Consider the following 11,926-nt stretch of genomic DNA (forward strand, 5'->3'; position numbering starts at 1 on the left):
ATCCATAATCAGACCTTGCCCTGTTTCGAAAACAACTGACGGAATAACGTTAACTGATTACTGATGCAGTAAAACACAATCAGTATGCCGCTGAGCGGGATGGCGGCGTAGATCACCCCTATGGGGATCTGTAATGCGGAGTCCAGCTGTCCCATCTGCCGGGTCATACCGATATAGCCGCCCAGCGTGAGGACCAGCAGGGCAAACGCGGTGGTGGCGAGTTCGCCAGCGATTTCCAGCACCGTGCGTAAAGCGTGGGGCATTTTGTCGCGCAGAAAGCTAATTGCCATATGTTCCCGCTGACCGAAAACGTAAGCGCCGCCGATAAGCACCAGCCAGATAAACAGATAGCGCGCCAGCACTTCGCTGACGGCGCTGGGGCTGTTAAACAGGTAGCGGGAGGCGACCTGATAAGTCACTAATAGCGTCATCGCAGCGACGATAGCAATGCACATCCATGAGACGACCTTATCCAGCACCGTTTTAATGCCGCTCAGGGCGTTGACATCATTTGTCGGCGGTGGATTTGCGGTGGGGGTAATTAAAGAGGAGGAGGTGACTTTCATGACTGAACTCCATACCGGAAAAAGCCAGGCTGCGGAAAGCGAAGCAGCCTGACGTATTCGAAAAAGGACCCTGAAAGATTAAGCCGAAAGATCGCGAATTTTCTGGAATATCGCTTTCTGTTCTGGCGTGGTGAGCAGCTCAGACTGTAATTTGTTACAGCGGGCCTGGAACGGTTTGATATCGACGTCCGTAAAGGTTGCGCCGTGAGAGGCGGCATTCTTTTTCGCCGCATCCAGCGCCTGGTTCCACATGTCAAATTCAACTTCGGTACTGGCTTTGGCCAGGCGGCGGAAGGTGGCCTGATCCTCAGGCGACATGTCAGCCAGGAAACTGTTATTCACGACCAGCAGATCCGCGACCATAACGTGGCGCGTATTTGAGAAGAACGGCGCAACTTCATATTGCTTCAGATCGTTGTAGGTGATTTCGTTATTTTCAGCGCCGTCCAGAACGCCCTGTTGTATTGCCGAGTAAACTTCGCCCTGGCCCATAGGGACGCCGGTGCCGCCCATGCAGTTGAGCATCTTGATCATCGTGTCAGACTGCATCACGCGGATTTTTTTGCCATCCATCTCTGCTGGGGCGTGCACGGCAGCGTTTTTGGTATACATGCTTCGCGCCCCGGCGGTGTAGGCGGTTAATACTTCAAAACCGTTGGAGGACGTCGAGCTGAACAGGTCGTCGAGAATACCGGAGGTAAAGGTCTTACGCTGATGCTCCGGATTATCGTAGATATAAGGCATGGCCAGTACGGCAAAGTTTTTATTGAAGTTTTCCACTAACGGGTTAGCAACTATGGCCAGCTGAATGGCGCCAGACTGGACCAGTTCCAGCGAGGCGCGCTGATCGCCCAGCAGCTCATTCGGATGGATTTCGAGCTTGTATTTCCCCTGGGTTTCCGTTTCCAGCTTCTGGCTGAAATCCTCCAGGGCTTTGTACTGTGGGTTATTTTCAGACTGGTTAAAGGCGGTTTTAAGAATTACCGTACCGTTTTCAGTTTTTTCATCATTACAACCTGTGAGAATGAAAGTCGCAACGAGCGCAGAGGTAAGCAGGCTTTTTTTCAACAACGGGCTTTTCATTTTGCAGTCACCATGTAAGACATTATGCCTCTATGTTACACACGTCTCATTTTAATTAAGTGATCTCCATTGGATTTATGAACCGCTGTTTCAAAAGAAATGTAAAAGTGTTTTGTTTGTGATTGATCGCTGATTTTGTTAGTTTTTATGTGGCTTTTTTGTATCCGGCGGACAGGGGCGATCGCCGGTTACAGCGGGGGTAATATGAAGCAGAGAGAGATATTGCGGGCATGTTGGGGTTGACTGGATAGCTCCCGTCAATGATGCCGTATTGCGGCCGCTTCATCCTTTTCTAACCGTACGGGTTTTCGCGACAGAAAGATATTAGTAAGCGTTAAAAATAACGTTGTTATCGTACGGATTTATCCCGAAACGTCAGTCGAAGCGCGCAAAATGATTACCGCGCTTGTCTGACCCATAGCGGTGGTGTCAGAGTTGCTGGCGCATCAAAAGGGATTAACGACAACGGTAACGGCTCTGGCAGGAGCCATCTGATGCCTGTAACGCTTTTCTGCTCGGGAGGAACTTTCATGACGACGGCTAAACTGGACGATCTTTACCAGGCAACAAATGAGAAAACAACCGCCTTATGGCGGGAAGATCAGGCTGCCGGGAAGGCCAGGATTGGGGAATACTACGATCCGCATAAACTGGCGCTGGCCAGCGGACTGCAACCGCGGCTACCTGCGGCTGTAGAGGAGCTTTTAAATGACATCAGGCAATTAACTTCAGGGGATCCGTTAGCCGATGTGCTGCCAGATAACGCGTTTCATTTTACCTTTCTCCCCATTACGTTACCGCTCTATGATGAAAATGAAGCCCTGCCGGGAAAAACAGATAGCTTGTTAAGCCTGTGGTCAGAGTATCAGGATAAGCGGGTTACGATCGCGGAATTACGGCTGGTGGCGCTGCCCAGCCAGCTATTGCTTGCCGGTATTCCAGACGTATGGGCTGTTGAATTACGTCACCGGTTCTGTGAAGAGATAGCAGGTTCCGCCTGGAGAGAAGAACTTCTCGACCGCCATAAAAATACCCCGTTGCCTGCGCCATTCTGGCATAGCACGCTGCTGCGCTACAGAGCACAAATGCTGCCTGCATCGTTACGTGATTATTTTCATGAACGTCGGGAACGCCGGTATGGCGAGGTGGCTGGAGAGCTTAAGCTGGCCAGGGTCAACTATAACTGGTCAAGGCGTTACCCTGCTGCTGGCGCGGGCTAAGGTGAGAGCCTCAGTCATCACCTTCAGCAGGATAACCCGCTTTCCTTATCGCGGTTACAGGGCATGGCGCTATCCATTAATGAACGGCATGGGCTGAAGCAGGGCAATAACCATTGCCCGCTTCAGGCCGTTCCGGGTTTAGTTCAGGAAATCCGCTTCGCGAAAGGCCCGCAGCGCGTCCTGCTTTTGCTGCCCGTTCATGGGAGCGAGGGGACGACGGGGATCGCCAGCGTCGATACCATGGAGCTGCATGGCGACTTTGCCCGCTGCCACACCGCCGTATTGCACCAGTACCCGGATAATGGCGATCACTTTATCCATGCAGGCCGCCACGTCCTGATGATCACCGCGATGAAAACTGTCGATCAGACGATGATAGAGCGGGGCCGCATAATTGTAGGTGCTGCCGACAGCGCCTGTTGCGCCGCATGCCAGCCCGGCAGGTAAACACTCATCCACCCCAAAGGGGATATCGAACTTACCCTGACTGACGCGGACGCAGCGCTGATACTCATACATATCGCCGGAGTTGAATTTTATCCCCGCGAGGTTAGGAATACGTCCGTCAGCGGCAATCAGGAATTGTTCCATATCCAGATTCAGGCCCGACATGCCGGAGTGGTAATAGTAGAATTCTTTGGAAGGGGCGGCGGCGGCAATAATACGGCAATACTCCACCAAATCTTCCACGCGCCCGGGCTTAAAGAAACAGGGTCCAATTACCGAGGTGGCAAAGATATCTAACGTTTCCGCATGGCGGCTCAGCTCAAGCGAATCAGCAATGCTGAGCGCGCCCGTATGCAGGGTGATACTCAGCTTACCTTCACCGGCGCTGACCCAACGCTCAGCAATTTTCTTGCGCTCATCGACGGAGCAGTGAATGCCTTCGCCGGTAGTACCGCACACGTAGATGCCATTTACCCTCTGTTCGATCAGATGTGCAGCGATTTTGTCGATAACCGCATAATTTACAGCGCCATCAGCACTGAAGGGCGTATGGGGCGCGGCGATAAGTCCTGTCAGTTTTTTCATGCATGCCTCAGTTGAAGTTTAACTCTGTAATAATAATTAAAATGAAGTATAGCTCCACTTTAAGGCGACGGAGGATGTGATGCAAGCGAGCTTGCCGGGAGAAAAGCATGAAGAGTGTGAAGTGTGATCGGTGCCGCTAACAGGACCTATTTTGGCAGACTAAGCGCATCCATCGTGCGCAGTTTATTTTGCCTGGTCTGTTCCGGTGCGGCCTGAACGAGCAGCGTATAAAGCAAATCCAGAACGAAAAGCTGCGCGGTTTTAGTGCCTATCGAGTCGCCTTGCAGCATACCCTGCCGGTTCCCGTTTATAAGGCTGAAATCGGCAACCTCAACCAGGGCGGAGCCAAGGTTATGCGTGAGCGCGACGGTCGTGGCCCCCGCTTCCCGGGCGAGCCTGAGCGCATGGACGGTTTCCGGCGATGCGCCGGAGTGGCTGATCGCGATAGCCACATCCCCCGCTTTTAACAGGGTCGCCTGCATATACATAAAGTGGTTATTGGTGACGGCATCGACGCGTAACCCAATACGCATCAACTTATGCTTCATATCTTCGGCGGTAATCCCCGAAGACCCCACGCCGAAGATATAGATCGCATTACTGGACCGCAACGCCGTCACAACCTGGTTTACCTGATTCATATCCAGCAGGTTGAGCGTTTCAGAGAGGACGTTATTGATTGTGGTTTGCAGCTTCAATCCTATAGTCTGTGCACTGTCCGTATCACGGATTTCTGCATCCAGTAATGACCCGCTGTTCTCCGGTTCGCTGGTGGCCAGCTCAATGGCCAGGTCCATTTTGAAATCCTGGAAGCCCTTATAGCCCAGGGTCCGGCAGAAACGGATAACGGTTGCTTCGCCCGCCTGAATTTCACGCGATAACTCCGCGATAGAGAGCTGCGTCACCCGCTGGGGAGAAGAGAGGATAAAACACGCAATGCGCTGGGCGGTGCGTGTCAGGCTGTTTTGCATGGCCCCAAGCGTATCGAGGATCTTTCCGGGTTTAAGATGTGGGATGTGGGACGCCATACATTTCCTGCTCCTGAGGGCTTAATAAGGTAAAAAGCCTGTACTCATCAACATTTCAGAGCGTACCAAGTCTGGGCCGTGAAAAAAAGCGCGATGTCAGCATAGTGAAATACAGACATCGCAGAGATGACGGGAAACTGCCTGAAGAACCGCTACAAGGGCGCTTTTGGAAGGAAAACGCGCGCTATAAACATCGCCGGTGCACTTTTATCACCATCTTATGGATGGCCTGTGCTGCTTCACTGATACAGCCTGGCTTATGGGGCTCGCCGGGCAGGAAGATAGCGAACATTCCCGGCAGCATATGCATTGTCTGGCAAGGCATAATGGCCTGACAAAGTTGATAATCCTCCTCGTCATGATAAAGATCGGGCTCTGAAGCCGCCCCTGTAGGGCCAAAATCAATGCGCTCCTGACCGCTGAGCAGGATCTGAATATCCAGATAGTGGCGATGCTGCTCATAGCATTTGCTGTGGGGAGGCTGGGTATCAAACGTCATAACGTTCATAAAAATATTCTCGCCGTCGATGTCATGGCGTCCCGGGCTTAAGGTTTCGGGCTGCCGCGCCAGCGCCTGCCTGATAATCGCGACCAGGCGGGGATCGATACCGTTTGCCGCTGTAATGTCTGAAAGTCGTCCTGAGATCATGCTGTTACCTTGAGTTTTCCGTTTCATTCGTGGTCAGAGGCGGGGCAGAGGCAAAGAAAGGGGCGAAAACAATGCCGCCGATCACCACGCCGGATAAGCCAATCGGGCCATAGAAGAAGAAGTTCAAATCCGTGGCGTAACGCGCCAGCAGCACGGCAATCACGCTGATCACGATGCCAAGGGTGGCGCTGCCCGCATTGGCCTTTTTAAAGAAAATCCCGAGGATAAACAGGCCGGTCATTGGCCCGCCCATTAAGCCGATCAGGCTGTTAAACGCATCCCAGATCTCTGATTCATCCGCCATTACCAGCCATACGGTGGCGCCGCTGCTCACCAGGCCCGCGATCAGAATGACCCTTTTTGCCATCCGCATACAGTTTTCCGGCGTTCGCTTTTTATGACTGAGCCGCTGATAAATATCGGCGTTGAAGCAGCTGGAAATACTGTTAAGACTGCTGGAAATACTGGATTGCGCCGCGGCGAAAATAGCGGCAATGATCAAACCGGCAATACCGGAAGGCATTTCGGTCACCACAAAGAGCGGCAAGATACCGCCAGTATTAAAGCCCGGAGGCAGCAGCTCAGGATTCTGCTGATAGTAAACGAACAGTGCGGAACCCATCGCAAAGAAGAAAAGGGGAATAATGGCGACAAGACGGGCATTGGTCAGGAGCGTCTTTTTTGTCTCCTCAAGCGAGTCCGTCACGATATAGCGCTGAACCACATCCTGGCTGGCGGTGAATTGCTGCAGATTGGCAAACAGAAAACCGATGATCAGGACAGGGACGGTGCTCTCTGTCCAGCTCCAGTGAAATTGTGCGGCAGGGAAGAATTTATCGGCATGCTGATTCACGCTGAAAATTTCACCGATGCCACCCTGAACCTTGAAACAGATAATCACAAAGATCAGCACAGCGCTGCCGGACAGTAAAAGCCCCTGAATAACATCGGTCCAGATAACCCCTTCAATACCGCCCATCCAGGTATAAATGATGCACATCACGCTAATCAGCAACACCAATACCAGCGGATCGATGGCAATAAATGGCCGCAGCGCCAGCACCGTTAAAAACGTAATAATGGCGATGCGGCCAATATGAAACAGCATAAAAGAGACGCTGGCAAATAGCCGGCTGCGCACGTCGAAGCGAGCCTCAAGATACTCATAGGCGGAGGTCACCTTGAGTTTACGGAAGAAAGGAATATAGAAATAAAATACCAGCGGTAAAATAGCGATAGCCAGATACTGACCGAAGATAAACGTCCAGTCTGAGGTAAAAGCCTTGGCGGGGATCGACATAAACGTGATGGAGCTCAGCGTGGTGGCAAAGACGCTGACGCCTGCTGCCCAGCCGGGGATACGCCCACCGCCGCGAAAATAATCATCCGCCGTTTTTTGCCGCTGCGAAAAATAAACGCCGACAAGCATCATGGCCAGCAAATAGCCAAAAAGAACAAGGTAATTCATCATGCCGAAAGAATATGTGGTCATGGTGCTTTCCTGCTTTCAGGTGTAGGTAAGAGGAGGATGTTATTAATTCTTCGTAGAATGATTAAAAGTCAGGTGGCGCAATATTCACACCAGAGTGCTGCGCCCATTAATCCGGCATCATGCCGGCAACGGGCTGGATAAACGGGAAGATGAAAAGTAGGGGGTAACCGGGCGAGTAGCTGTTCGACCTGTTCCCTGTAGCCTGGAGCAAGGCCGATACTGCCGCCTAACACAATACATTCGGTGTCGAGCAGCGCCTTCAGGTTGGCGCTCAGTTGGGCGATCGCTTTTGCGGACCGGGCGATGAGTTGCCGCGCCTGTAGATGCCCCTGTTCTGCTCCGGCAAAAATAGCACGAGCGTCTTTTCCCCAGAGATCGTGCTTTGCTCCTGCTGCAATGGCACGTCCTGAGGCGATAGCCTCGACGCATCCGGTACGCCCGCAGCCGCATACCGGGCCGTGCGGATCGGCCTGAATATGGCCGATATGCCCCGCAAAATGGTGGGGGCCGGTCAACAGCCTGCCATCAATCACGCTGCCACCGCCCACGCCGGTTGAGACCGTAATGAAGGTAACGTGTCTGAACCTGTCAGAGAGAAGACAATATTCTGCCCAGGCAGCCGCCTGTGCATCGTTAAGCACCAGACAGGGAAGCCCGGTCAGTTTTTCAAGGCAGTCCCTTAGTGGAAAGTGATTGAGGCCGCCAAGGTTATCCGGGTTAAGCGCGGTCAGAACGCCATTTGCGATAATGCCCGTTGAGGCCACCGCAACGCGATGCGCTTTTCCCTGATAGTGTCCGGTCAGTTCGGCTAAAGCGCGTTCCAGGCTCTGTGGCGACGCGCTGGCCGGCGTTGGGCGTTCCCTTCGCTGCGTGATTTCATGCTTTTCGCCGATCAGCGCCGCAGACAGCTTGGTACCGCCAAGATCAATGGCAAGCGTGTACATGTTCTTCTCCCGATCAGCGCTTAATAGCGTGGCTAAACCACTGGCAGATATGCTCAATACGGGTGACGGCAGAACCTACGGTGACAGCCCAGGCACCCCGATCAACTGCCTGAGCCGCAAGGGCCGGAGAGTTATAGCGGCCTTCGGCTATCACGCAGCATCCCGCTTTGCTCAGCTCGGCTACCAACTTCAGATCGGGTTCTGTAGGCGTGACCGGGCCGGTATAACCGGACAGGGTGGTGCCAATAAACTCCACTCCTTTTTGCCAGCAGCTCAGCCCTTCTTCCAGCGTTGAGCTATCCGCCATAGCCAGTAAACCGTGATTGCGGATACGGGAAAGCAGGCGATCAATCTCAACCGGGCGTGGGCGGAACGTGGCATCAAAGGCGATGATATCGGCACCGGCTGCGGCAAGAGCATCGACGTCTTGCAACAACGGCGTGATGCGAACCTGAGAATTTTCCAGATCGCGTTTCACAATGCCGATAATCGGCACAGAAATCAGGGATCGCACCGCTCGCAGGTTTTCTGTTCCTTCAATCCGGACGGCGACAGCCCCCGCGGCAACGGCGGCCTGCGCCATTGCGGCAACGATATCAGGACGATCCATGGGGCTGTCAGGCAGTGGCTGGCAGGAGACGATCAGCCCGCCTTTCTCACGTACGTGTTGTTGTAGTTCGACTAAAAGTGACATCTTACTCCGCCTTACCTGTGTTTTTGAAGTTTAACTCCAAAAAAGAGTAAGGGATGGAGTATGACTACATCAAGAGGCAGGAGGCTAAAGTGTGAAGAGGGTCATATAGCGGACGATGGGCTGAATAATTCAGGACGGGTGGTACAGGGAGATTATCATGATGCCCGGCGGGATAAGCGCCGGGTAAGGTGTTCGCGCCCGATCAGGCTAATTTTTCCGGCCAGGCTACGGCGGGAATGCCGTTGAGTTCCGGCCTGGCAAACAGATAGCCCTGGAAGGTGAAAATACCTGCTGACTCCAGCCACATCCACTCCTCCGGCTTCTCAACCCCTTCCGCAATCACGGAAATTTCAAGCGCGGAGCAGCATTTGAGGATCGCCTGCACGATCGCCTGTTTGGGACCGCTTTTATGCACGTCGGTGATCAGGCTTCGATCGATTTTGATCGTATCGGGCTGGATCCTGGCCAGCAGCAGCAATCCAGCGGAACCGGCGCCAAAATCATCAATGGCCAGACTCATGCCCGCCGATTTTAGCTGCTTGATGGCCGTTTCGAACTCATCTATCCGGGAAATGACCTCGTTTTCCGTTACCTCAACGACGATCTGTTCAGGGACAAGACCGTTCTTGTGGATCTCGTGAAGTAAAAACTCGACGGCACCAGGCACCATCACCAGCGACATAGGTAACAGATTAATGGAGAGCTTCAGCCCATCCATCCCTAAATTTTTCGCCATGGCAAAAGCGAGCTTTTTGGCTTTCAGATCGGCTTCGTAGAGCTTTTCCGGCGGCAGCTGAGAAAAATACTCATGGGGCAACCCGCCGTCTGGGGTGCGTATCAGCGCTTCCAGCGAGACGATCTCTAACGCCATAGGATCGATAATCGGCTGAAAGGCGAAACTGAACGCCTCCTGCCGGGCAAGTGCGTCATCACCTTCAATGCTTCTGCTGGCGTCCGGAATAAAATCCCATGAGCCATCAAGCGGGATCTCAAAATAGTTTTCACGCTCTTTCGACTCGATAAAAGAGCGCAGAAACTGTAGCGCTCTGTCTTCGTAAGTCAGCTGGTATTTTGAGGTGCCTTTCCCAAGTACGGCCTGAAGCACGGAGGGCGGATCGTATTCCGTTAAATCAAACAGCTCCATACCGGCGTTACCGAAGCGCCGGGAAGGGGCATAGTCGCGCATCAGCTGAACGACGTTATGGTGCCGATCGTCTTCGCAGATGCGGCCATAAATTTTACTGACGGCCTCTTCCGGGCCTTCAAGCAGCTGGAAAAAATGGGTGCCGTTAAAAAGCAATATGCCCGTAACGCCAAGTAACTCGTTGACCTTGTTTGCTTTTGTGACCAGTTCTTTTACTACTTTCATCGGTACGTCATCATAAAGATGACTGCGGTAGATGAGTGTTGACAACATATCGTTTTCCAGGCGCTCCGCTTTCAGGCCATATACATTACCAGAAGTTTCTGTGATTTTGTCGGTCTTTCCTTAAGATGACGGCAGGCTTTACAACGCATGTGCAGCCTGGCGAAATGTAATATCACGCCCGGCGCAAGGTGTACATTTTTTCTGCGTGGCAAGTCGAGGTGGAAGGGAGAGAAAGGGAGAGCAGGGGAGGGCGTTTGAACGGGATAAGCCTGCTGGCGTTGATGCCCTCTCAGGCTTATCCCTGTCAGATCCTGAACCGTTATTTCAGAACCTGAACGCGCTTCACATCAACTTCAACGCTGTTCCAGTCTTTATCGACCTCGCCCTCGATACGGACTTTATCAGTGGGCGTGGCGCTTTGTCCCTGCCACCGCTTGTCATCAATATCGACATTGATCGTCCCGCTGTTATCACGAAACTCATAAAGCTCATGACCTACCTGCCGTACAATATTGCCTTCAAGCACTACCCATGCATCGTCCCTGAGCGTTTTAGCCTGCTCCACAGACGACATGCCTGGCGTGGGGCCCTTAAAACCGCTCTGCGCGTTAGCCGTATTATCCGGCGAAACAAATCCAGACTGCTGAGCGAAAGCGCCTAATGACAGGCTTCCCAGTACAATGGCAATTAACGTTTTTTTCATGACTTAGTTCCTTGTTAGTCAGTTTCATTTGTGAATCCAGAAGATAACAAGCATATCTTAACAGGATCTTAAGACCACAAAAAAAGTCAGGTTTATTTTCGGGGGCGTTAAAAGAGAACAGCGGTTGGTACAGATGATGTTACTGGTAGGATGACCCGGCAGGGGGCCAGTGGCTGGAACATAACGTGAGGAGAAGCAAACTGTTGCGGGTGCAGGTCAGAAGAACGGCCATAACCACCAGGGGCCGAATCCAAATTATTCGCGGATTCAGACCCTGTTAACCGGACTAAAGCCGGAGCAGACCTAACTGTTAGTGAAGATATAATGCGCCGGGGCTTTCTCCGTCAGAATATAGTCGCCGCTTACAGCGTTATCTCCCCCAAACGAGAAGCGTTTTCCATCCGGCAGCGCGTCAAACGCCGCCGTGCTTTGATCGTTAACGGGAATGACCAGGGTTTTATCTACCTTGTCTGCCGTTGAGGTTTCACTGAATTCAGCGTCGAATGAGAGTCCATTGTAGGTGACTGTCAGCGTTTTCATTAATGTTCCTCCTTAGCCTGTACGGGATCGTTCTCCTTGCTAAGTATATGACGATCTTTTCAAAACAGCCGGGCTTCAGGGACATTTTACGCGCTACAACGGGCTGAGTACCGTTCAGCCGTACGGCAGGCGGGTAAGACGCGGATAGCGGTAAACGCACTCGCAGTGCTTAAAATTTGGTATAAAAAATGACTTCTCTTTCACCTTTAGTAAGGATCTGCCAGTGCATATCACCAATACGCCGTTCGGCACCACCAACTGGCAGGAGATCGCGCCAGAAGTTCATCCGGGGGAACAGGGATTTGCCACATGGAAAACCGCTGTTTTTAACGATATCCGGGTGAGGATGGTGGAATATTCTCCAGGCTATCTGGCTGACCACTGGTGCCATAAGGGCCATATTTTGCTCTGCCTTGAGGGTGAGCTGCGCTGCGAGCTGGATGATGGGCGCATTTTTACCCTCACGCCCGGCATCAGCTATCAGGTGGCTGACAGTGCGGAAGCGCATCGCTCTTCAACTGCCACCGGCGCGAAACTGTTTATTGTCGATTAGCCCGAAGCGGCGACTACCGCCGGGCACAGCGACGCCAAAGCGGCTATTTCGAT

Annotated in this window: 13 protein-coding genes; 2 read left to right on the top strand and 11 right to left on the bottom strand. The window is 52.6% G+C overall.

The features are described from left to right. Positions 1–8 precede the first annotated feature (8 nt). Together AAH446_RS08005 and AAH446_RS08010 are read right to left on the bottom strand one after the other, a co-directional pair. On the bottom strand, positions 9–566 hold the full coding sequence (locus AAH446_RS08005) for a TRAP transporter small permease (RefSeq protein WP_342906181.1): 558 nt from the start codon (positions 564–566) through the stop codon (positions 9–11). 78 nt (positions 567–644) lie between these two features. Next, complete coding sequence (locus AAH446_RS08010; protein ID WP_342906182.1) at positions 645–1,649, bottom strand: TRAP transporter substrate-binding protein; 1,005 nt, start codon at positions 1,647–1,649, stop codon at positions 645–647. Between the two features lie 530 nt (positions 1,650–2,179). On the opposite strand from AAH446_RS08010, the gene AAH446_RS08015 reads away from it, so the two are divergent. Continuing rightward, positions 2,180–2,869 (top strand): hypothetical protein, encoded by a 690-nt coding sequence (locus AAH446_RS08015; RefSeq protein ID WP_463322794.1) that lies wholly within the window; start codon positions 2,180–2,182, stop codon positions 2,867–2,869. A 138-nt stretch (positions 2,870–3,007) separates the two neighbouring features. On the opposite strand, the gene AAH446_RS08020 is transcribed toward AAH446_RS08015, so the two are convergent. From AAH446_RS08020 to AAH446_RS08060, 9 genes are all read right to left on the bottom strand, one after another. Then, on the bottom strand, positions 3,008–3,901 hold the full coding sequence (locus AAH446_RS08020) for a dihydrodipicolinate synthase family protein (protein ID WP_342906184.1): 894 nt from the start codon (positions 3,899–3,901) through the stop codon (positions 3,008–3,010). A gap of 146 nt (positions 3,902–4,047) precedes the next feature. After that, positions 4,048–4,929 carry a MurR/RpiR family transcriptional regulator gene (locus tag AAH446_RS08025; RefSeq protein WP_342906185.1) on the bottom strand — a complete coding sequence of 294 codons (882 nt, stop codon included), beginning with the start codon at positions 4,927–4,929 and terminating at the stop codon, positions 4,048–4,050. Positions 4,930–5,113: 184 nt separating this feature from the next. Further along, on the bottom strand, positions 5,114–5,578 hold the full coding sequence (gene nanQ, locus AAH446_RS08030) for an N-acetylneuraminate anomerase (RefSeq protein WP_342906186.1): 465 nt from the start codon (positions 5,576–5,578) through the stop codon (positions 5,114–5,116). A 4-nt stretch (positions 5,579–5,582) separates the two neighbouring features. Then, entirely contained in the window at positions 5,583–7,070 is a 1,488-nt protein-coding gene (locus tag AAH446_RS08035) for a sodium:solute symporter family protein (RefSeq protein ID WP_342906187.1), read from the bottom strand. 68 nt (positions 7,071–7,138) lie between these two features. Next, positions 7,139–8,014, bottom strand: a complete 876-nt coding sequence (gene nanK / locus AAH446_RS08040) for an N-acetylmannosamine kinase (RefSeq protein ID WP_342906188.1) — start codon at positions 8,012–8,014, stop codon at positions 7,139–7,141. Between the two features lie 13 nt (positions 8,015–8,027). After that, a complete protein-coding gene (locus AAH446_RS08045; RefSeq protein WP_342906189.1) occupies positions 8,028–8,708 on the bottom strand; it encodes an N-acetylmannosamine-6-phosphate 2-epimerase in 681 nt (226 codons plus the stop codon). Between the two features lie 202 nt (positions 8,709–8,910). Then, on the bottom strand, positions 8,911–10,125 hold the full coding sequence (locus AAH446_RS08050; protein WP_342906190.1) for a diguanylate phosphodiesterase: 1,215 nt from the start codon (positions 10,123–10,125) through the stop codon (positions 8,911–8,913). 271 nt (positions 10,126–10,396) lie between these two features. Next, entirely contained in the window at positions 10,397–10,780 is a 384-nt protein-coding gene (locus AAH446_RS08055) for a YgiW/YdeI family stress tolerance OB fold protein (protein WP_342906191.1), read from the bottom strand. Positions 10,781–11,083: 303 nt separating this feature from the next. Continuing rightward, positions 11,084–11,320 carry a hypothetical protein gene (locus tag AAH446_RS08060; protein ID WP_342906192.1) on the bottom strand — a complete coding sequence of 79 codons (237 nt, stop codon included), beginning with the start codon at positions 11,318–11,320 and terminating at the stop codon, positions 11,084–11,086. Between the two features lie 223 nt (positions 11,321–11,543). Here AAH446_RS08060 and AAH446_RS08065 point away from each other — a divergent pair, with 223 nt between their 5' ends. Beyond that, entirely contained in the window at positions 11,544–11,873 is a 330-nt protein-coding gene (locus AAH446_RS08065) for a DHCW motif cupin fold protein (RefSeq protein ID WP_342906193.1), read from the top strand. The last annotated feature ends 53 nt before the right edge of the window (positions 11,874–11,926 follow it).

The organism is Erwinia psychrophila (genome assembly GCF_039023475.1).
In the GTDB taxonomy this organism is placed as follows: Bacteria; Pseudomonadota; Gammaproteobacteria; order Enterobacterales; family Enterobacteriaceae; genus Erwinia.